General features: G+C 70.1%; 18 protein-coding genes and 1 tRNA gene. 12 read left to right on the top strand and 7 right to left on the bottom strand.

Translation table 11 applies throughout. The annotated features are described in order from the left end of the window. The first annotated feature begins 315 nt into the window (after positions 1-315). The 3 genes from bcp (at position 316) to ACQPWW_RS06430 (ending at position 1580) form a co-directional block, all read left to right on the top strand. The gene (bcp, locus tag ACQPWW_RS06440; protein WP_433130099.1) at positions 316-792 is read left to right on the top strand and encodes a thioredoxin-dependent thiol peroxidase; all 477 of its coding nucleotides are present in this window, start codon (positions 316-318) and stop codon (positions 790-792) included. A gap of 88 nt (positions 793-880) precedes the next feature. Next, positions 881-963, top strand: a tRNA-Leu gene (locus tag ACQPWW_RS06435). A gap of 89 nt (positions 964-1052) precedes the next feature. After that, the gene (locus ACQPWW_RS06430) at positions 1053-1580 is read left to right on the top strand and encodes an N-acetyltransferase family protein (RefSeq protein ID WP_433130097.1); all 528 of its coding nucleotides are present in this window, start codon (positions 1053-1055) and stop codon (positions 1578-1580) included. Between the two features lie 4 nt (positions 1581-1584). On the opposite strand, the gene ACQPWW_RS06425 is transcribed toward ACQPWW_RS06430, so the two are convergent. From ACQPWW_RS06425 to ACQPWW_RS06415, 3 genes are all read right to left on the bottom strand, one after another. After that, entirely contained in the window at positions 1585-2571 is a 987-nt protein-coding gene (locus tag ACQPWW_RS06425; RefSeq protein WP_433130095.1) for an expansin EXLX1 family cellulose-binding protein, read from the bottom strand. A 115-nt stretch (positions 2572-2686) separates the two neighbouring features. After that, the gene (locus ACQPWW_RS06420) at positions 2687-3505 is read right to left on the bottom strand and encodes an MOSC domain-containing protein (protein ID WP_433130093.1); all 819 of its coding nucleotides are present in this window, start codon (positions 3503-3505) and stop codon (positions 2687-2689) included. A gap of 4 nt (positions 3506-3509) precedes the next feature. Then, the gene (locus tag ACQPWW_RS06415; RefSeq protein WP_433130091.1) at positions 3510-4343 is read right to left on the bottom strand and encodes an O-methyltransferase; all 834 of its coding nucleotides are present in this window, start codon (positions 4341-4343) and stop codon (positions 3510-3512) included. A gap of 117 nt (positions 4344-4460) precedes the next feature. On the opposite strand from ACQPWW_RS06415, the gene ACQPWW_RS06410 reads away from it, so the two are divergent. Further along, positions 4461-5528, top strand: coding sequence for an LCP family protein (locus ACQPWW_RS06410; RefSeq protein ID WP_433130089.1), 1068 nt, complete (start codon positions 4461-4463; stop codon positions 5526-5528). A 173-nt stretch (positions 5529-5701) separates the two neighbouring features. Continuing rightward, a complete protein-coding gene (locus ACQPWW_RS06405; RefSeq protein WP_433130087.1) occupies positions 5702-7177 on the top strand; it encodes a sugar transferase in 1476 nt (491 codons plus the stop codon). 77 nt (positions 7178-7254) lie between these two features. Here ACQPWW_RS06405 and rfbB read toward each other — a convergent pair whose 3' ends face one another. Then, positions 7255-8256, bottom strand: a complete 1002-nt coding sequence (gene rfbB / locus ACQPWW_RS06400) for a dTDP-glucose 4,6-dehydratase (protein WP_433130085.1) — start codon at positions 8254-8256, stop codon at positions 7255-7257. Between the two features lie 161 nt (positions 8257-8417). Here rfbB and ACQPWW_RS06395 point away from each other — a divergent pair, with 161 nt between their 5' ends. The 6 genes from ACQPWW_RS06395 to ACQPWW_RS06370 all read left to right on the top strand — a co-directional run bounded on the left by ACQPWW_RS06395 (position 8418) and on the right by ACQPWW_RS06370 (position 15185). Beyond that, positions 8418-9686: a lipopolysaccharide biosynthesis protein gene (locus tag ACQPWW_RS06395; protein WP_433130083.1), complete on the top strand. Its 1269-nt coding sequence runs from the start codon at positions 8418-8420 to the stop codon at positions 9684-9686. Between the two features lies 1 nt (position 9687). Then, positions 9688-10539, top strand: a complete 852-nt coding sequence (locus tag ACQPWW_RS06390; RefSeq protein ID WP_433130081.1) for a glycosyltransferase — start codon at positions 9688-9690, stop codon at positions 10537-10539. Then, positions 10536-11615: a glycosyltransferase family 4 protein gene (locus ACQPWW_RS06385; protein WP_433130079.1), complete on the top strand. Its 1080-nt coding sequence runs from the start codon at positions 10536-10538 to the stop codon at positions 11613-11615. The genes ACQPWW_RS06390 and ACQPWW_RS06385 overlap by 4 nt, the downstream gene beginning before the upstream one ends. A gap of 61 nt (positions 11616-11676) precedes the next feature. Beyond that, entirely contained in the window at positions 11677-12591 is a 915-nt protein-coding gene (locus tag ACQPWW_RS06380) for a glycosyltransferase family 2 protein (RefSeq protein ID WP_433130078.1), read from the top strand. Beyond that, a complete protein-coding gene (locus ACQPWW_RS06375; RefSeq protein ID WP_433130076.1) occupies positions 12591-13451 on the top strand; it encodes a glycosyltransferase in 861 nt (286 codons plus the stop codon). The genes ACQPWW_RS06380 and ACQPWW_RS06375 overlap by 1 nt, the downstream gene beginning before the upstream one ends. Positions 13452-13565: 114 nt before the next feature. Continuing rightward, positions 13566-15185, top strand: a complete 1620-nt coding sequence (locus ACQPWW_RS06370; protein ID WP_433130074.1) for a hypothetical protein — start codon at positions 13566-13568, stop codon at positions 15183-15185. A 125-nt stretch (positions 15186-15310) separates the two neighbouring features. On the opposite strand, the gene ACQPWW_RS06365 is transcribed toward ACQPWW_RS06370, so the two are convergent. The 3 genes from ACQPWW_RS06365 to ACQPWW_RS06355 all read right to left on the bottom strand — a co-directional run bounded on the left by ACQPWW_RS06365 (position 15311) and on the right by ACQPWW_RS06355 (position 20193). Further along, a complete protein-coding gene (locus ACQPWW_RS06365; RefSeq protein ID WP_433130072.1) occupies positions 15311-17302 on the bottom strand; it encodes a DUF7657 domain-containing protein in 1992 nt (663 codons plus the stop codon). Positions 17303-17344: 42 nt separating this feature from the next. Then, entirely contained in the window at positions 17345-18910 is a 1566-nt protein-coding gene (locus ACQPWW_RS06360) for an O-antigen ligase family protein (RefSeq protein WP_433134168.1), read from the bottom strand. A 92-nt stretch (positions 18911-19002) separates the two neighbouring features. Beyond that, the gene (locus ACQPWW_RS06355) at positions 19003-20193 is read right to left on the bottom strand and encodes a hypothetical protein (protein ID WP_433130070.1); all 1191 of its coding nucleotides are present in this window, start codon (positions 20191-20193) and stop codon (positions 19003-19005) included. Positions 20194-20360: 167 nt separating this feature from the next. Here ACQPWW_RS06355 and ACQPWW_RS06350 point away from each other — a divergent pair, with 167 nt between their 5' ends. Beyond that, positions 20361-21206 carry a MurR/RpiR family transcriptional regulator gene (locus tag ACQPWW_RS06350; protein WP_433130068.1) on the top strand — a complete coding sequence of 282 codons (846 nt, stop codon included), beginning with the start codon at positions 20361-20363 and terminating at the stop codon, positions 21204-21206. The last annotated feature ends 7 nt before the right edge of the window (positions 21207-21213 follow it).

Genomic DNA, 21213 nt, shown 5'->3' with positions numbered 1-21213 from the left:
CAGTGGGCCCGACCGGGCCAGCGTGCGTCAGCCTATTTCCCAAGACTCGTTGTTGCCAGAGTCTGGCAACAACGCGAGGTGTTGATCACCTCGCGGTCGACCAAACTCCGCGCCCGCCCGGCGACGGGTGATCGTCTCGCCTTCCTTGATGCCGGGGTGTCCGCCTGGTGATCGACTCGCTTTCCTTGTTGTCGGGGTGTCCGCGACCCGCCGATGGCCCGGATTCCCGGAAGTCGAGTCGACCGAGGGCCGGCGGCGCCAACCTGCGCGCGTCGCCCGCGACAGCACCCGCCCGCCCGGCGGTATCGTCGGGCCATGACCACGCCCGACCGCCTCTCCCCCGGTGACCCCGCGCCCGAGTTCACCCTCGCCACCGACACCGGCGACCAGCTCTCCCTCGCCGACCTACGCGGCCGCAAGGTGGTCCTGTACGCCTACCCGGCCGCGATGACCCCCGGCTGCACCAAGCAGGCCTGCGACTTCCGCGACTCGCTCGCCTCGCTCCAGGCCGCTGGCTACGAGGTCGTCGGCATCTCCCCCGACAAGCCGGAGAAGCTGGCGAAGTTCCGCGAGCGCGACGCGATCACCTTCCCGCTGGTGTCCGACCCGGACCGGGCGGTGCTGACCGCCTACGGCGCGTACGGCGAGAAGCAGCTGTACGGCAAGACCGTCACCGGCGTGATCCGCTCGACGTTCGTGATCGACGCCGACGGCAAGATCGAGCGAGCGCTCTACAACGTCAAGGCCACCGGACACGTCGCCAAGCTCCGCCGCGACCTCGGCCTGGACTGAGCCGCTGAGCCACGGCACGGTCTCGACCATTCTCAGGGAGGCGGGGCTCAACACCGCCGAAGCCAGACGCTCTAGACTCAGCGAGTTGGCGGGAGTGGCGTAACGGCAGCCGCGATAGGTTTAGGTCCTATTGTCCGAAAGGGCGTAGGGGTTCGAATCCCCTCTCCCGCACAGGTCAACACGCACCGCGTGCCCACGTGGTTGTCGGGCGCGTCACTGTCGAGGGTCACGGGCCTGGTCGGCGGGTCAGGATGGCGAGCGTGAGTCTGCGCTTCGTCCTCGACCCCGACCTGACCCCGCGCCTGCGCGCCGAGATCGTCGCGCTGTGGTCGGACGTCAGCAACGCCGGTGGCGCGGTTGGCTTCGTCCCGCCGGTGACCACCGCCGACGTGCACGTGCTCGCCGACCCGACCTTCGCCGGCATCGCCGACGGGCCGGACCGCCTGCTGGTCGGCTACTCCGGCGACCGGCTGGTGGCCCTGCTGGTCTTCAGTGACAACCGCTTCCCGCTCAAGGCGCACTGGTGCGTGTTGAAGCGGGTGATGGTTCACCCGGACGCCCAGGGCAGCGGTTACGGTTCGGCGCTGATGGTCGAGGCCGCCCGGTTGGGCAGGCGACTCGGCCACGAGGCGCTGCACGTGACGGTCCGCGACGGGTTGGGGTTGGACAAGTTCTACGGCCGCCTCGGCTACCGGGAGATCGGCCGTCTGCCGGGCGCGTTGCGGGTGGCGCCCGATGACGATCGGGACGAGATCCTGATGTGGCTCGACCTGACACCTGTCGACTGAGCGGTCAGCTCGCGCACCAGCGGGCGTTCGCCCCGGCCGGCTGGGTGCTCGGCGTGCCGGTGGCCGGCGCGCTCGCCTTCGCCACCTCGACCGGGCGGCGGGCCTGCGTCGGCGTACCAGCGGCGGGTTGCCTGCCGGGTGGCCGAGCCGACGCGGACGGGCGCGGGGTGGCCGCGACGGCGCCGGGCCCGTACATCCGGACGGCGCTGCTCTGCACCTGGCCGGGCGCCATCCGGATGCCGCTGACGGTGGCGCGGTTGCCGTACACGTCGCTGACCCGGATGGTGAACGGGCCGGCGCCGGCGCCGGAGGCGATCAGCCAGTAGTTGTAGTCCTGCCGGGCGGCCGAGCGCCACGGATCGCTGTCACGCTGCCGGACCTCGACGGACCGCAGCGGGTTGCCGTGGTTGCCGACCCGGACGGCGAACCAGAACTGCGACGCGCCCTCCTTGATCCGGAAGGTGAGTGGACCGGGCAGCGGCGGGTTGACCACCGCGCGGTAGGTGACCGGAACGAGCCCCTGGACCGGTTCGGCGATCCGGGCGAACGCCTCGCGGGACAGGTCGAGATGCCCGGGGGCGCACTCCGGGCACTGGTCCATGATCAGCACCCGGACGGTGCCCTTGGGGCCGGTCACGTCGAGGAATCCACCGCAGGCGGCACCGGCGGAGTATTCGGTCGGGCCGAGCGCGACGTAGAGCTTGTTGGCCGGGGCGGCGGGGTTCGAACAGTTGCCGCCGGCGCCGTTCGAGTCGTAGAAGGTGGCCTTGCCGCTGTGCGTGGCGGTGCCGGTGGGCGGCGCGGCGGCGAGGCTCCGGCCGGCGGCGCAGGCGGGGGCGGAGCCGGACCGCATGGTCAGGGTGAGTCCCAGTGCCGCGGCGACGACTGTGACGCCGGCGGCGACCAGCCAGGGCGTCGACCGGGACGACGACGCGGGCCGCTGCTCGGGAGCATGGTCCAGGTCGATGTCCACAACGCTGACGTCCGTCACGACGGCGATGCTGCCGGAACGGGGTGTGCGCGGACAAGCCGGCTAAGCCAAAGCTAAGACAGCATCGACGGACGGTGATCGGCGCGTTCCGCTCGCCGGTCGCGCTCGGCAGTGGTCAGGGCGTGCTGACGAGCGGGGCGTCCACCGCGAGGTGGCCGGTGTCGAGCGGCACCAGGTGGAGTCCGAAGAGGATCTTCTGCCGGACGTTGCGGTGTCGTCCGAGGGTGCGCAGCGGTTCCTTCGCGCGTACCCCGGTCTCCTGGTCGGTCGTGGTCACCACGCAGCGCCCGCAGGGCCCGGCGGCGCGGAAGCGCAGGTCACCGATGCGCAGTGGCCGGCCGGCCCAGTCGTCCTCGGCCCAGGCCGGTGCCCCGTCGACCACCAGGTTGGGCCGGAACCGGGTCATCGGCACCGGCTCCTCCCCGGCCTCGGCCAGCCAGTCGTTGAGGGCGTCGAGGGAGGCGGTGTTCGTCAGCAGCAGCGGGTAGGCGTCGGCGAAGCTGACCTGGTCACCGGTGTCGTGTTCGCGACCAGCGGCGGCCACGTGGCGGGTCGGTCGGGCCAGCCAGACCAGCCGGACCGGTTGGCCGAGCAGCGCGCCGAGCCAGGCGTCGGCCGCTGGACCGGCCGGCAGGGCCGGGACCGGGAGCTCGCGGCTGCGGAAGGTACGCACGGCGACCGGTTCGCCGCCGGCCGGCTCGGGCACGTCGAGGTCGGGCTGCCCGTCGGCGCGCAGCGACAGGCCTCCGGGGCGCACGGTGGCGTGCAGGCCGACCAGCCGGGTGGTCTCGCGCTGGGTGACGCCGACGCCGTCGGCGTCCACGACCATCCAGCGCCGGTCGCCGGCCAGGCCCCACGGCTGCACGATCGCGCCGTCGTGGTCGAGCCGGTGACAACCCTTGACGGGGTACGTGTGGATCGATGTCAGCCGCACGGGGCTACCATGCCACGCCGATCCCGTCGCCGGGGTACCAGTGGTTGGCGGGGCTCTCCCGGTAGGCGAGGAACCGCCGGCCGGTGCGCTCGGCGTGCTCGGCGAGCACGTTGGTGCTTGTGACGTTGTCGGTGAGCAGGATCGCGCCGGCCGCGAGCGTCGACTCGACGGCGTCGAACTCGCGCTTCTCGTGGGCGCGGCTGTGATCGCTGTCGTGCAGGAACAGGTCGACCGGGCGGTCCAGTGCGTCGATCGAGGCGATCGAGTCGCCGATCACCAGGTCGACGACGTCCGACCAGGGTGCGACCTGGGCGAGGTAGCCGGCCTCGGGGTTGATGTCCAGCGAGGTGATCCGGCCGGGGTGCCCCTCCTGCGCGTTGCGCAGCAGGGCGGCGGCCAGGACGACGGTGCCCAGTCCCTTGTCGACACCGGTTTCCACGATGTGCGCCGGTCGGGTGGCACGGACGATGGCGTACCAGCCGATCCGGCGGGCGTAGCGGACCTGCCTGTCGGCGAGGCCACGGCGGGCGGCCCCGGCGGTGGCCTGCTCGATGTGTCGTCGCAACGCCTGGTCGGACTCGATCTCGTCGAGCCAGCCGCGGACCTGTGTGACCGGCCGGTCGCAGACCACGCTGACGAACCAGGCCAGGTGGTGGCGGCTCAGCGTGGTCAGCTCGTACGTGTAGTTGTGATGTTCCCGGGAGGTGACAAGCCAGCGGGCCGAAATGCGCAGCACCCTGGCGTCGTGGCGGACCACCCGGGCGAGCCGCTTCGGAAAGGCGGCGACCGGGGCGAGTGGCGTGCGGGCGATGGCTCGGCGCAGTTGCGTGACGTCCACCACTGCTTCATAGCAGGTTCACCGCAACGATCGTCGGAGAAGTTTCGGTCGGGATGCGGAACCCTATGGCCCGGACGGGGGTACATCCCCGTAACCGGGAATCAGTAGCATCGCGGCATGCAGTATCGCCAAGAGTACGCGGAGCCCGAGACCCAGTTCATCGAGGCGCAGCAACCATCGGACCCGACAAAGAAGGCGCGTCCGAGGCGTCCCCGGTGGCAAAAGGTCGCTTTGATCACTTTCGTGGTCCTGGCGTTGCTCGGCGGTGGCGGGATGATCGCCGGAGGTTTGTACTTCCGTTCGATCAACTCCGGCATCGAGCGCGTCGACGCCTTCGACGGTGTGCCGGAGGCCGACCGCCCGCAGGTGGGTGAGAACGCCAAGGGCGCCATGAACATCATGATCCTCGGCAGTGACTCGCGCGACCCGGACAGCGAGTCCGGCTCCCGCACCGACACCATCATCGTGGCCCACCTTCCGAAGGACCGGTCCAGCGCCCAGCTCATCTCGATCCCCCGGGACACCTGGGTCAGCGTGCCGAAGTCCTCGTCCGGCCGCGGTGGCAAGGACGCGAAGATCAACGCGTCGTTCGCGTGGGGTGGCGTGCCGCTGCTTGTGCAGACGGTGGAGAAGTTCACCGGCGTGCGGATCGACCACGTGACGATCGTCGACTTCAGCGGTTTCAAGGAGATCGTGGACGCGCTCGGCGGCATCACCATTGACGTGGAGAAGGGCTTCACCACGCTGTACGCGCTCAACGGCAGCCGGACGTTCAACGCCGGTCGGCAGAAGATGGACGGTGCCGCCGCGCTGGACTACGCGCGCGAACGGCACGCCTTCGCCGACGGCGACTTCGCCCGGATCAGGCACCAGCAGCAGGTCATCAAGGCGATCCTGGACAAGGCCGCGTCCGGCGGGACGCTCGCCAACCCGGCCAAACTCAACTCCTTCGTCAAGGCGATGGCCGACGCGGTCGCCGTGGACAAGAAGTTGAACCTGCTGGACCTGGCGTCCGAGATGCGCGACCTGCGTAGCGGCAACATGACGTTCCTGACCTGCCCGGTGAAGGGCACCGGCATGATGGGCACCGAGAGCGTGGTGCTTGCCGACAAGGAGAAGGCCGCGAAGGTCTTCGATGCGGTCCGCGACGACAACGTTCCGGGAATCCTCTCCGCCGCAAAGTAGGAGGAGGAACTGACTTGGCGGCTATGGTGACACGACCCGGTCGATCGTAGAGTTCGGTCGCCCTTCTGGTCGGGATACGTGACCGAGGGCTTTCACGGGGAGGTCCACTAGTGTCAGGCCATCCGGCGACCAGCCATTCGTCCACGCCGTCAGTCGACGAGGACGACATCGACATGCCGGGCGACGGGGCCCGCCTCTACGGAGGCGCCCCACCCGTGCCCCAGACCAGGGAGCCGGGGGTACGGGCGCAGGCGAAGGTTCAGGTGCCCGGTCTGGGCACCACCGCCGTCCTGCCGTACGCGAGGTCCCGCACCTCGTCGCGGACCCGGTGGCTGCGGGCATGGATGATGAATGCGCCGGTCGACGCCGTCGCGCTGATCGCTCCGCTGGTGCTGACCCAGAGCTACTGGCGCGGGACGTTGGCCAACGCCGTCCTGACCGTGGCCCTGTTCGCGGCAGGTGGCCTCTACCGGCCGCGCCGTCACGTGAGCATCCTCGACGAGCTGCCGAGCCTCTGCGGGCGACTGCTGGCCGCCGCCTCGGTGGTGGCCATCATCGCGGCCGAGCGCCACGCCTCGGTGGCGTACGTCGGCGGGTTCATGCGCGGCGTCGCGCTGTCGGCGGGGCTCGTGATCGTCGGGCGGGCGGCCAGCAGGTCGTTCACCGTCCTGTCCCGCAAGCGTCGGTGGGCCGAGCACAACGCGCTGGTCGTCGGCGGTGGGCCGATCGGCCTCGAGATCGCCCGGTTGCTGCGCCGCTACCCTCAGTACGGTCTGCGGTTCGTCGGCTGCGTCGACGCTTCGTCACGGCAGGACAACGCGGCGCTTCCGCTGAGCGGGACGATGACGGACCTCGAACACCTCGTCCGACTGACGGAGTGCGAGGTCCTGATCATCGCCGATCCGGACTGCGACGAGACGACGCTGATGGAAACCCTGTTGCAGCCCCGCAGCTCGCGCTGTGATCTCTGGGCCGTGCCGCGCCTGTGGGGCTCGCGCTCGCACAGCGGTTACCCGGACCACATCGGCGCGTTCCCGATCGTCAAGATCGGTGACATCACGCTGACCGGCCCGCGGTGGGCCATCAAGCGGGCGTCCGACATGCTGTTCGCCGGTGTCGCGCTCCTGCTGTTGAGCCCGGTGCTGCTGCTCTGCGCCCTCGCCACCTTCATCGACGGTGGCCGTGGGATCTTCTTCTACCAGGAGCGGATCGGCCGGTACGGCAAGCCGTTCAAGGTCATCAAGTTCCGGTCGATGCGTCCCGTGAACGAGCAGGAGTCCCAGACCAACTGGTCCATCGCGCACGACAACCGGGTCGGCCCCATCGGCCGGTTCATGCGCCGGACCTCCCTGGACGAGCTGCCCCAACTGTGGAACATCCTGCGCGGCGACATGAGCGTGGTCGGGCCGCGGCCGGAACGGCCGTACTTCGTGGAGAAGTTCTCGGCCGAGTACCCGAACTACGCGGCACGCCACCGCGTTCCCGTCGGGCTCACCGGGCTTGCCCAGGTCAGTGGTCTGCGGGGCGACACCCCGATCTCCGACCGGGCCCGCTTCGACAACTACTACATCGAGAACTGGTCGCTGTGGTTGGACGTCAAGGTGGTGCTCCGCACCGTCTCGGAGGTCTTCCGCGCCGGCGGTCGCTGACCAGACGCCACAACGCCGCGGGTGGCGGCGCCGACGGAGTTCGCATCGTCGGCGCCACCACCCGCGGCGTTGTCAGTTCAGGCGGTGGGTGTGGCCTTGAGGGGTTCCCACCAGGTGCGGTTGTCGCGGTACCAGGTGACGGTGTCGGCAAGGCCCTGGTCGAGGGTGATGCTGGGGGTGTAGCCGAGCTCTTCGTGGATCTTGGTGATGTCGAGGGAGTAGCGGCGGTCGTGGCCCTTGCGGTCGGTGACCGGGACGACGCGGTCCCAGCCGGCGTCGCAGGCGTCCAGGAGTCGGCCGGTGAGTTCCTTGTTCGTCAGTTCGGTGCCGCCGCCGATGTTGTAGACCTCGCCGGCGCGGCCCTTCTGTTGGACCAGGGCGATGCCGCGGCAGTGGTCGTGCACGTGTAGCCAGTCGCGGATGTTGCCGCCGTCGCCGTAGAGGGGGACGGTGGCGCCGTCGAGGAGGTTCGTGACGAACAGGGGGATGACCTTCTCGGGGAACTGGTACGGGCCGTAGTTGTTGGAGCAGCGGGTGACGACGACGTCCATGCCGTGGGTGCGGTGGTAGGACAGGGCGAGCAGGTCGGAGCCGGCCTTGGACGCCGAGTAGGGGGAGTTCGGGGCCAGGGGCCAGGTTTCGGTCCAGGAGCCTTCGTCGATGGAGCCGTACACCTCGTCGGTGGAGACGTGCACGAAGCGGCTGGTGCGGTGGCGCAGGGCGGCGTCGAGCAGGGTCTGGGTGCCGAGGACGTTGGTGGTGACGAACGGGGCGGCGCCGGCGATGGAGCGGTCGACGTGGGATTCGGCGGCGAAGTGCACGATGACGTCGTGTTCGGCGACGACCTCGTCGACGATGACCGGGTCGCAGATGTCGCCCTGGACGAACCGTAGCCGCGGGTCGTCGCGGACGGGGTCGAGGTTGGCCAGGTTGCCCGAGTAGGTCAGTTTGTCGAGCACGGTCACGACCGCCGGCTCGAGTGGCGGCACGCCCTCGGCGCTGCCGAGGGGCTTGCCCAGCAGCAGGCGAACGTACTCCGACCCGATGAATCCGGCTCCGCCGGTGACGAGGATCCTCACGGGTCCGAGAGTCTACGCCGGCCGACTGGCGGCGCCGGCAGGTGTTTCGGCATTATCGGTTAGGGCCGCCCGGTCGATTGCAGGTGTAACGGCATTCGGGTAGAAAGTGCCAGCGAAGTACGACTCGTCGTGCCCGCACGTATCGCATCTATGGGGGGCGAGTGAACGGCGTGTCGCTGGTCAATACCGCTCGGCCATCGCCGGGCCCCGGCACGAAGCCATCGCCCGGACGCCGCGCACTGGGCCTGCTGCGACGGCTCGTCGCACCCGAACGCCTCTACATCGGCGCTCTCGGCCTGACCGGGCTGGCGGCGGTCCTGTCCGTCGCGCTGCCGCCCGCGGAGCGTGGTGAGCTCTCCGCGAACATGGTGAGCGCGACGCTCGGCGCGGCAGTCGGTGGCCTGTCCCTGGACACCTTCCTGCTGTCCCGTCCGGGCGGCTGGGTCTTCTCGCGGGGACGCCCCTGGGTCCTCGCGATGTTGGCGGCCTCGGTCCTCCTCTCCGTCGTCGCCGCCGCGGTGCTCACCACGGTCGCCGGGATCGGCAGTTACCTGGTCGGCATGGGGTCCGCGGCAGGTCTGACGATCTTCAACACGGTCTCGTCGATCGCGCTGCGCCAGAAGAGCTTCCTTGTCGTCTACGCGATGCGCGCGGCGAGCGGGGCGGTCCTGGTCGGCGGCTACGTGGCGCTGTACTTCGCCGGCTACCTGGACGGCGGCCTGTGGAGCATGGTGTGGCTCGTCGTCCAGTGGGTCAGCGCGCTGTCCGTGTGTGCCCTGGTGCTGGGGATGCTCCGGCGGATCGGGCCCGCACCCCGGCCGGAGGCCACCGCTGTGGACTACCGCGCCGACATGGCTGCCGTCGGCAACCTGCACCTCGGGATCTTCGCCCAGATGATGACGCTGCGGTTCAACCAGATCCTGGTGGCCAGGTTCGTCGGCGCCGGCCCCCTCGGCGTGTACGCCCTGGCCGTCGCCGCGCTGGAGTTCGCGCAGGCTGGCGCCGTCGTACGGGCGCAGCGGATCCTGGCCAGCCGGGACGGCAACGACGGACCCGACCCCACCCGGTCCGTGGTCACCGCGGCGCTGCCGGTCGCCCTGGCCGCCGTCCTCGGGCTCGGCGTGCTGGGCTACCTCCAGCCGGAGTACCGGCACGCCTGGATTCTCGGCCTTGTCCTCCTGCCCGGCTCCCTGGCCACCGCGGCAGGCAAGAGCTGGAGCGCCCTGCTGCTGAAGAGGCGGGGCGAGCGGGCCACGACAGTGGTCGCCATGATCACCCTCGCGTTCGCGATTCCCGCGTACTTCGCGATCATCCCGTGGGCGGGTGTGATCGGGGCGGCGATCGCCTCGACGCTCGCCTACGCCGTACACGCCTTCGCCTCCAGAGCGAGCCTGCGACGAGCGCAGTCGCCGAATAATGGGACGGTTTGACATGGATGTCTCGATTGTTGTCCTCGCCTGGGAGGACTTTGAGCGCACCCGCGCCTGCGTCCTGTCGCTGCCGGCGGAGGCGGAGATCGTCGTCGTCGACAACGGCAGCTCGGCGCACATCCAGGAGTCGCTCAGCGCGTTCTGCGCCGAGCAGGGTGTCCAGTACGTCCAGTCCGGCTCGAACCTGGGATACGCGCGGGGCATGAACCTCGGCGTACGCCACACCAGCCGGGCGAACGTGATCCTCTCCAACAACGACATCATCGTGCACGCCGACGCCGTGACCCGCCTGCTGACCGCCCTCCAGGACCCGCAGGTGGGCGCGGCCTTCCCGGGCGTTGTCACGCCGTCGGGCGTGTCACAGACCGAGGGCGGGCGGTTCCTGGGCCTGGGCGTCGGTTTCGCCCACGCCACCGGCCTGAGCCTCGTGCTGCCGAACCTGCGCATCGTCGCGCCGCCGGAGAAGGCGGACTGGCTGACCGGTCCCTTCGTCGCCATGCGGCGGAGCACCTTCGACGCCATCGGCGGCGTCGACGAGACGTCGTTCTTCTACTCCGAGGACATGCGGCTCTGCTGGGCCGTCCGGCAACAGGGTCTGCGGCTGGCGTACGTGCCGGAGGCCGTGATCATGCATGAGGACGACGCGACCGCGAAGCGGCGCTGGTCCGAGGAGGAGATCTCCGAACGCCGTACCCGGGAGTTCATCCGGGCGAGCCGGAGCATGGGCGGCCGGCGCGGTCGCATCGCCACCACGGCGTACGTGGGTGGGGTGCTGCTGCGCGCCGCGGTGGGCGCGAACCCGGTTCGTCGCGCCATCGCCCGTGGCGCCGTCGAGGGGCTGCGTACCTCGTGAAGGTGTTGTTCGTCTGCACCACTGGTGGCTCGGGGCGGCGGCAGCTCGGTGGCGCCGAACGCATCCTGACGGAGATCATCCCGGCGCACGCGCGAACCGGCCTGGACGTCGTCGCCGCCACCTCGGACGACGAGGTGGGCCACGCGCTGCGCGAGGCCGGTGTGCCGTGGATCGGGCTCAGCGCGACCAGCCGGATCGATCTCGCCTACGCCCGGGAGATCCGTCGCCTGGTCAACGAGGTGCAGCCGGACGTGGTCTGCGCGCACCTGCTGTCCGCCGCCATGCACTCCCGAGCGGCGCTGAGCATGGGGGGCCGGCGGACGCCGCTCGTCGTCACCCTGCACAACAGCCTGTGGCAGTACCGGGACACCGCCGGCTCGTTCCAGCAGAAGGCGCTCATCCAGTCCAACATCACGCTGGACCTGGCCATGCGTCGGGTGCGTCCACACGCGACCGTGGCGGTGTCCGAGTTCGAGGCCGCCGAGCTGCGCGAGCGGGGCGGGGTCAAGAACATCCACCTGATCCCGAACCCGCTGCCCGTCACCTGGCCGAGCCCGAAGCCCGCCCAGACACCGGAGCCGGGTCGACGGCCGGTGGTGGGCTATCTCGGCCGGTTGGAGAAGGAGAAGGGGGCCGATCTCCTGCCCGAGATCGCCTCCCTCCTCCCGGAGCTGGACTTCAAGGTCGCCGGGGCGGGTTCGATGGCGATCGCCGCCCGGCCCAACCTCGACCTCGTCGGCCGGGTCACGGCCGCGGACTTCCTCCAGGAGATCGACTGCCTCGTGGTGCCGTCCCGGGTCGAGTCGTTCGGGCTCAGCGCGCTGGAGGCGTTGTCCCTCGGCGTACCTGTGGTGCACACCGGGGCCGGTGGCCTGGCCGAGGTGACCCGGCACGCGACGGGCACCCTGGCGTTCCGGGCGGACCTCGCGCCCGCCGCGCTCGCCGGCGCGATCCGGGAGGCGATCGGCCACCGTGCCGTCGACGAGGGGCAGCGGGTGGCCGAGTGGTACGCCCAGGAGTACGCCTTCGACAGGTGTGTGCAGCGGTGGCAGAGCCTGTACAGGTCCCTCCTGTGACGAGCACGCCGTCGTCCCGGTTGTCCGCCAGTCGTCCGCAAACAGTGAGGGGGGTGTCCGAATGGCAGAGACGTTGACGATCGTCACGGTCCTCTACCGGTCCAGCGACATGCTCGCCGAGACGCTCCCGACCTGGGTACGCGCCGCCGACGGGCTACCGGTGAGGTTCATCTTCGCCGACAACTGGCCGGAGGACGAGTGCGCGAAGGTCATCGCTGACGGTCTGGACGAGGAGCGGTACGAGTACCTGCCCGACTCGTCGAACCCGGGATTCGCGGCGGGCTGCAACCGGGCTGTCGCCGCGGTGCGGACGAGCCACGTGCTGCTGCTGAACCCGGACGTCTGGTTGCCGGAGGACGCCCTGACCCGGTTGTTCGCGGCCATCGCGGCGGACCCGGAGAGCCCGATCGCTGTGGGTCTGGCCATGCACGGCGGCGAGTACGTCGGCATCGACCTGCATCCGGTCTCGCTGTTCATCGACCGGGCGGCGACGGTCCCGCGTGGGCCACTCGGCCCGTCCGGTGGCGCGGCGGTCTTCCCCACCGCGCTCTTCCACCGTTTCGGTGGGTTCTACGAGCACCTGTTCGCCTGGGGTGAGGACGCCGACCTCGCCTTCCGGATGTACGCCGAGGGCCTGCGGACCCGGCGGTTGGATTTCATGCTGCCGCACGCCGGTGGCCACAGCGTCGAGGGCGACAACAAGCTCCAGGGGTTCCGGGCGTTCCTGCTGGCCCGCAACCGGCTCCTGGTCGCCGCGCGGACCTTCACCTGGCCGCTGATGCTCGTCGCGATCCCGATCCTCGCGCTGGCGCATCTGGCGCTGGCCGCCCGGCGCGCCCGTCAGGGCCTGCTCCGGCCCTTCCTGCGTGGGGTGGGACGTGGCCTGCTGGAGGGGCCCGCCGCCCGCCGGCAGTGGAAGGGCAGGCGGTTCGGTTTTGCATCCCTGGTCAGCTATCTGAGAGTTCGGAGCGCATGATGGCAGGAACCCCGTGGAGTGTCGTGACGGTCACCTACAACTCCGCGGACACGCTCCGGCGGTGCTGGGGCGGCGCCAAGCCCTACGAGTGGATCGTCGTGGACAACAACTCCGCCGACGATTCGGCCGCCGTGGCCGAGGAACTGGGCGCCCGGGTGATCCGGCTGCCGGAGAACGTCGGCTTCGCCAAGGCCAACAACGTCGGCGTACGTCAGGCGGGTGAGTACGTCCTGTTCGCCAACCCCGACCTGGAGGTCCAGCCCGCCGGGTTCGCCGCGATGCAGCGTCACCTGGACGTGCACGGCGGCCTTGTCGCTCCCCAACTGCTCGCGACCGACGGCACCCCCCAGCCCAACGGCCGGGGTTTCCCCTACGCCACCGCCAAGTTGGGCAACCGGAAGATCTGGCCGCTGTCGCGGATGCACGCGAACTACCGGGTGGTGGCGAACCCCGGCGACGCTGTCTACGTGGCCTGGGTGATGGGCGCGGCGGTCGCGGCCCGCACCGCGGACTTCGTCGCGATGGGCGGATGGAACGAGCGGTTCTTCCTCTACTACGAGGACCACGAGCTGGGGCTGCGGGCGTGGCGGCACGACATGCCGGTGGTGCTGCTCGGCGACGTGCGGTGGACCCACCACTGGGCCCGTGCGACGAACTCGTTCCAGTGGTCGCGGGCGCACACCCTGGAGTTGCAGAGCGCCCGGACCTTCTTCGGCCTGTTCCCCGAGTTCGTGGTCGGCTTGCCGACGGCCGCCCGGCGCAACCCGCAGGCGGCACGCCTGATCGGCACGTCGGTGCCGACGCAGCGTGGCGCGGCCGAGCCCCTGCCCACGTCGACGCGGCCGGCCGGGGCCAGCTGATTCCACAGCTGGCGGTGGCGTCGGGCGGTGCCCGGCCCGGCTCGCCGGGCGGCACCGAGGTGCACTCCCCCCGATGACGTCGTGCGGGTGGAGCATTGTCGTTCCGTACTCGTGATGGGAACCGACGTGGTCGTACAACTGGAACGCGGGGACGTGGGTCGTCCACCCACGTCGGCGACGCCGAAGGGACGCCGTCCCATCCCCGCGGACTGGATCGCCGTCGGCGTGCTGCTGGCCCTCTTTCCGGTGGTCCACGACGTCAAGACGATGCTCACGGCCGGGTACTGGCTCGACGAGGCCTGGGTGGCGCTGTCGGTGCGGCTGCCGCTGAGCGACCTGCCGGTGGCGACCTCGTCCACCCCGCTCGGGTGGAGCTTCCTGCTGCGACTGGTGCCGGACGCCGACTACCTACGCGTGGTGCCGCTGGCGTTCCACGGGCTCACCATGGTCGCCGCGTACGCGCTCGGACGGTTGCTGCGGTGGCCGACGCGGTGGCTCGGGGTCGTCGCTGGCGTCGCCTGCGCCACGGCGGTGCTGCTCGTGCCGGCCCAGCAGATCCGTCATGACCTGAAGCAGTACACCGCCGACGCCGCGATCACCGTGGTGCTTGTCGCCCTGGCGGCCTGGACGGAGCAGACCTGGTCGCGGCGTCGACTCGGCGTGCTCGCGGCCGTGGCCGCCACCGGCATCGCGTTCAGCCACGTGACAGCGATCGCCGCCCCGTGCGTGTTCGGCGGGTTGCTGCTGGCGACCGCGCTGCGGCGGCGGTGGGCGCGGCTGCGGGACGTGGCGGTGGCGGCGTTCGCCGCGATGACAGTCATCGTCGTCTTCTACTTCGGCGTCTCGGCGCGCGGCAACAACGACAAGATGCGGGAGTACTGGGCCGACAGTTTCCCCAGCCTGACCGAGCTGCCCGGCTACCTCAGCCGGCAGGTGCACAACCTGGCACCGATGGTGGGCGCGCCCGCGCTGGTGATCGGCTGCCTGTTCCTGGCCGGTGTCATCACCCTCGCCCGGCAGGGTCGCCCCGCTTCGGCGATCGCGGTGCTCCTGCTGCCGGTGGGGGTGACGACGCTGGGGGTCGCCCGGTTCTATCCACTGCTGGAGCTGCGTACCTCGCACTTCCTGCTCGTCACGACGGCCGCGGTCGCGGGTGTCGGGGTCGCGGGGCTGGCCTACGGTGGCGCCACGCTCGCCCGCCGCGGAGTGCCCCGCCTGCCGGCCACGGCGCTGACCGCGGCGGCCTGCGCGGTGCTGCTCGCGTTGTACGGCCTCCACAATGGCCGCTGGTACCGGTTCGACGGTGACGAACCGGGGCTCTACTACACGGCCATCGCGGTGACCGACATCCGTTCGGCGACCCAGTTCGTGGCGACGCACCGGTCCGCCAACGACGTCATCGTCATGAACGAGCTGGCGTGGTACGGCTTCGCCTACTACTCGCCGCAGGACCAGATCGAGTTGGTGACCCCGCACACCAACACCGTCGGCTGGTGGATCCGGATGCCCACCCGCTCGGACGTCACGGTGATCTACGACAACGAGCCGGCGGCCCTGCACGCCAGCCTCGATCAGGCGCTCACGCTGGCGGATCAGCGCGGCGGCGGGCGCGTGTGGCTGATCCGCTCCCACGCGATGGGGGAGGCGGATGCCTGGCAGCAGGTGCTCGCCGACTACCGGGTCGAAGAGGCGAGTGGCGGAGTCGAACCTGTCCTGCTGATCGGCCGGAAGTGACCGCCCCCGCGCGGGCGGCACACAGCAGAGCGGGGATCCGTACGGTTACCGGTGTGGTAACCGTACGGATCCCCGCCTGGGTCAGGGCGGAGCCGGGGCAGCTCTGACCAGCTGCCCCGGCGTCCTCAGCGAACCTTGTAGATCTGGAACGTCGCAGCCGGGTAGCGGATCGTCTCGCGGAGTTCCAGGCACGGCTCGTTGAGTGGCTCCACGGTCAGCAGGTACCGGGCCTGGTGCTGCCGGAGGAAGTCGCCGCACGGCTCGGTGACGACGTCGAAGTGGTCGGAGGTCCCGAGCACGTAGCTGGTCGGTACCGTCTTGGCGGGATCCCGGTCGAAGACGAACCAGACATGGGCGTAACGGTTGTAGGCGAATTCCTGTTCGCCCTGCGTGTCTGCCGTCCGCCACAGCTCCAACTGCGGGTAGCCGTAGACGCCGGCAAGCGAGTGGGCGCCGCTCATGTAGGCGAAGTTCTCCACGGACGGCACATCGGTCGCCCAGGTGGCGTCGGGATCTTCGGCCTCGATGGCCCGGATCGACTCCGCCAGCGGTGTCCGCGTCAGCACCTCGGTGCCGCGGTACAGCGGGTGGATGTACATCGTCATGACGAACGAGAAGGCCAGCAGGGCGGCCGACGCCCAGGCGAAGTGCTTACGAAGCAGCAGGAACACGACAAGCGGGATGGGGGTGATCGACAGCAGCAGACCGCGCTCCTGCATGAAGTCGGGGAAGGCCCGCTCCACGTGCAGGGTGAGCAACACCTGGGCGAGCAGCACCACGAGGGTGTACCCGATGACGATCTTGTAGCTCGGCCGGCCGATCCGTTCGTCGAGCAGCCGCCGGACGACCAGGGCCATTCCCACGAAGCTCAGCAGACCGATGCCGATGATCAGCCGCGCGGGCGGCACCATGTTGAGGAGCAGGATCTTGCCGACCAGGTCCAGGTGTGGCACGAACAGCCAGGCCACCGCTCCCAGGAGCGTGAGACTGACAAGCAACAGTGGCCAGTCGATGGTCCGCTGGGCGCGGTACAGCATGATCAGCAGGACCACGCTGGGCACCAACAGGAACGGGAAGACGAGCAGGAAGTTGGAGTTCTCGCTCTGGTTGGCCATCACCTTGTAGACGGCGGCCTTCTCCTCGAACTGCAGGCCGAAACTGGTGTGCCCGGCGAAGAGGTGCACGAAGTCGAAGCCACCACTCTCCACGATCCGCTTACCCGGATAGGCCGTGTTCTGGATGGTCTCGATGACCGTCATCCGGGTCGCGACGAAGGCACCGATCAGGGCGCCCGCGACCACCAGCGCCGCGACGGCGATGCCCAGTTGCCGCAGCAGCAGCCGGCGCGGTAGCGCCCGACCCTGCTCGATCAGGAAGCCCACGACGAACGGGGCCACCGCCAGGGCGCAGGACACCTGGAACGGCGGGTAGAGAACGAGCGCGAAACAGGTGAGCACGTAGGCCAGGAGCGCTGCCCAGCCGACGGTGGCCAGCAGCCGTTTCGACCGCATCAGGAGGATGAGGGCCGTCGCCGCGAACAGGGCGTAGTACATCGACGAGAGCGTGACGTACTGGTACCACCACTGGTTGAACGGGCTGAAGAACAGCGCCAGCCCGAGCCCGGCGGCGAACCATCGCTGCTTGGGCATCAGCGCCAGCACGAAGAAATAGCAGCTCAGGATGAGCAGATAGCCCATCAGCCACCATTTGAAGGCGAACGCGAAGTCGAACGGCAGCACCAGGAAAGCCAGGTTGTGTGGCTTGAAGACCGTCGACCACTCTTTGTACGGGACGTCCCTGATCAGGGTGACGTCCTCGCCCTGCCCGACGTTCGGGTTGACCCGCGGGTAGCCGGCGGCGTCCTGGGCGACGGTGAGTTGGGTGTTGACGTTCCACTCGTCCGCCCGGATCCCCTGCGGTTCGTTGAGCAGAAGGTCCGGGTCCGGTTGCGCGCCGTAGAAGTTGCTGTGGACCATGCCCACCGAGGAGCCATTGATCTGCAGGGCCGTCAGCCCCAGCAGAACGACAGTGAGCAGGGCCGGAAAGAGCCAGATGCTGCGGACGAATCTACCGCCGGCACGCATGGTGCGGCCACGTGGACCAGTGTCGTCGTTCATCGGGGCCATTCTTTTAAGGAGTTGTCGAGGGGGTTCGCGCGGTCAGTGGCTGTGGGTGCCACGCGCGGTGAAGGACGCCGCCACACCGGCTGACGGGGACGGCGGCTGGTGGTGCGATTCCCCAACGTCGGCGCTCTCTCGACCGGGGACCCGCTGTCGGCCGGGCACCAGGTCCCGCAGCGACCGGGGCCACGCTGCCGAGTCACCCGCGGCGCCCAGGCTGATCGCCAGGAGCAGGACGGCCACGGCGGTGAGCCACAGCCACACGTCGAAGAAGAAGATCTGCGCGGCGAACCCGACCATGATCAGTCGACCGACGAGCGAGCGGGAACGCCAGAACAGCGTCAGCAGGAGTCCGAGGAAGCTGAGCAGACCGACCAGGCCGAGGTTGTGCCAGATGGTCAGGTAGGTGTTGTCGAAGACCTGAGCCTGGCCGTCGCCGATGCCGACGTCCTCCAGGTAGCGCACGTTGGACTCCGGGCCGTTGCCGAAGATGACTGTCGACCAGTCGCGGGTGATGCCGTCCCAGGCGACGGAGATGCGTTCGAAGCGGGCGCTGGCACTGGCCGATCCCACCGGGTCCGACATCCGTGCTCCCGCCACGTCGACCGAGTCCACGGACGGCGCGGCGGAACTCGGCGTCGGCTTCGCGCCCGGCTCCACCGGGCTGACCCAGGTCGGCGGTGGCTCGGAGGAGCCGACCCGGAAGGTCGCCGGGTTGACCGCGACGGCGACGAAGGCGACCACCGCGATGACGACCCCGGTGGCCACACCGCGCCAGGCGATCCTCCGCAGATTGAGGAGCAGCCAGATCCCGAGCGCGAGGGCGGTGCCCACCCAGGCGCTACGCGTGCCGGAGAGCACCAGCCCGACGAGGTTGGCGGTGAAGGGGATGTACCAGTACCTACCCCGGATCGTCAGCGCCACGAGTGCCATGGCCATGGCGAAGGAGCCGTAGACGATCGGGTGACCGAAGAGCCCGGCCGCCCGGGTCGGATCGAACAGGGACGTGTAGGTCCAGTCGTAGGCGAACTGGTCGAAGAGCGGCCAGGTGCCGGTGAGGGTCTGGTACTTGGCGAACGCCGTCACGGCCACGCTGATCCAGGTGAACGTCTCGGCGATGCGCCGGATCAGCTTCGGATCGCGACGCGCTTCCTCGATGAGGTGCCAGCCCAGCACGCCGATGCACAGCAGGGGCGCGACACCGACCGCCACCGGCTTGATGCCGTGCCAGTGCAGCACTCCCGCGAGGACGGCGCAGAACGGCAGCAGCAGCGCCGCACCGATCAACCTCGGCGGCCATCCGTCGCGTTCGGCGCGGTGCAGCCGTCCCCAGACGGCGAGGACGAAGAGGAGCAACAGCAGCGTGTACGACGGATTTGTCGGGTAACCGAAGTCGATTGTCACCGGGACCATGAAGGCCACCACGAAGATGGCCCAGGTGATCCGGACCGGCTTCAGCAGCACCCAGCCCAGCAGCGCACCGGCGCCGACGGCGAGCGCGAGGTCCCACCTGCCCAGGACCAGGAACGCCACTGCCACCAGCAGCAGGCACAGACCGACGTAGCGCGCCGGACGCCCCAGGCTGCGGAACCGGTCAGTCACCATGTGCACGCTGCGATCGTACGGAGCAGGCGGCGTCGATGGACGCCGGCCTCCGTCGGCGTCGCCGCCCGGACCGGGTCGCCCCACCCCGGGACTCAACTGTACCGACGCCACAGGTCTCGCAGCGCCTCCCAGTTGCCCGCGATGCCGGCCTCGCAGGGCGTTTCGATGACCAGGACACCGTTGGAGTCGTCCCGATTCCACCAGAGTCCGCAGTACGTGCCGGTCTCGACCTTGAACGCGTACTCGACGTAGCTGCCCGGCACACCGCTCTTGCCGCCGGTCGTCCGGGTCGCCTCTTTCAGCCCCGGGGCGAGCGAGCCGGCGGCGAGGTTGAGATCCTGGCGCTGTGCGCGCGCCGCGTCCCGCTGGGCCTGCTCCCGGAACAGCACGAAGTGCAGCTCCAGCGCCCCGTCGGGGCAGAAGATGTGCCGCTCCTCGTTGGGTGGCAGATCCGGGCCGCCGTCGTCGTTGTAGACCACGCAACCGCTGACGTCGGCCAGCCACGGCTCGCCCAACGGCGCCAGTTCGCCGATGAACTTCGCCTTGTTGATGGAGAACTGGGTCGCCCGAAAGGGCGATAGGGAAGCCGTTTCGGACGGCGTCTTCTCCTCCGCGCCGGGCCCGCCGACGGCGTATCCCACGAATCCGGCGACGAGAGCGATCGCCAGCCCGCCGGCGACGAGGGCGATCCAGCTGCGACGTTTCCGGACGACCTGGACCGGCGCGATCCGCCGACCGGGCATCCCGAACGGTTCCCGGTCGAGCGGGACCGGCACGCCGGACGAGGGCGCCGCCGAGACCGGTTGGGACGACGGCCCGGACCACGGGGCCTGCGCGTACAGGGCGACCTGCTGGGTCGGCTCCCCGAGCGCGCCGGTGCCACCGTCACCCGCCGGGTCCTGGCTCCGGCCGCCCGTCGACACGGGGGTGCCGCTGACCGGGGCGACGGAATCACCGAGCGCCACTGTGCCGTCGTCAGCCCGGTAGTCCTGCTGGAGGAGCCGGAACAGCTGCTCCGGAACATCCGGCTGGTCGCCCTCGTACGCCACCCATGGGCTGGTCGAGGACAGGTCGGCCTCCGCGTAGGGGTGACCGGCGGGCGCCTGGGCCAACATCCTGACGGCGTGGGCGAAGGCCTCCCGCCAGCGTGGGTCCGCCGCCGCCGGCCCGTCCAGCAGGACGACCGTCATCGGCCGCTCCTGCCCGTCGACGGCGGCCCATGCCTTTCCCACCAGAGACCCGCCGAGCACGCGGGTGAACCTGTAGGGACTTTCCGGCTGCATGTGCGCTCCTCCGTCGTTTCGCCGAGCGGATACTACCGATCACCTCCGAGCGCGGACTGCCCCGTCAGGACGTGCCCTCGCACACTCTCCGGACGGCGTCGAACCGCGCCGGAACGGCGTAGGTGGCCGCCTTGCCAGGTGAAAGATTCCATGCATAGAGTCGGCCCGTGAATGAAAGTGGTGCGCAGGGCACCGACCTGCTCGACCTGTTCGACGGGGTGCGGCTGACTCCCACCCAGCGCCGGATCGCGCACTGCCTCGTGCAACACGCCCCCTCCGTGGCGTACCTGTCCGCCGCCGAGGTCGCCGAACTGGCCGGGGTCAGCCAGCCGTCGGTCACCCGGTTCGCCGTCGCGCTCGGCCACGACGGCTACCCGGCGCTCCGCCGCCGGCTGCGCGACCTCACCACCGCGACGCCCGGCGGGTCGACGGACGCCGGCAACGAGCTACAGCAGGCGGTACGCGCGGAGATGGGCAACCTGGACCGGCTCGCCGGCCAGCTCGCCGACCGGGACCGGATCGCCGAGACCGGGCGGTTGCTCGCCCGGAGCCGCCCACTGCCGGTGCTCGGCCTGCGCGCCGCCGCGCCGCTGGCCGCGTACTTCGCCTACTTCGCGGCGAAGGTGCACCCGGACGTACGGGTGCTCGACGACGGCGGCAGCCTGCTCACCGACCGCCTGGAGCAGGCGGCCGAGGCCGGGGCGTCGGCCCTGCTCGCCTTCGTCCTGCCCCGCTACCCCCGGGAGACCCTGGACGCGCTCCGCGACGCCCGCGACGCCGGGCTGACCGTGGTGGCGATCACCGACTCACCGGTCAGCCCCGCCACCGAGCACTCCGACGTGGTGCTGCCGGCGGCGGTCGGCGCGCAGCTCGTCTTCGACCTGCACACCGCCCCGATGACCCTGGCCATGGTGTTGTTACAGGCGATCTGCGACGCCGCACCGGCCGACACCCAACGCCGACTGGAGGCGTTCGAGGCCTCCGCGGCCCGCCGTCAGTTGTTCCGCGGATGACCGGAGG

Origin of the sequence: Micromonospora sp. CA-240977, assembly GCF_050942285.1 — a bacterium.
Classification (GTDB): Bacteria; Actinomycetota; Actinomycetes; order Mycobacteriales; family Micromonosporaceae; genus Micromonospora.
Note: the sequence above shows the minus strand (reverse complement) of the source record. Positions and strands in the feature narration are given on the sequence as shown.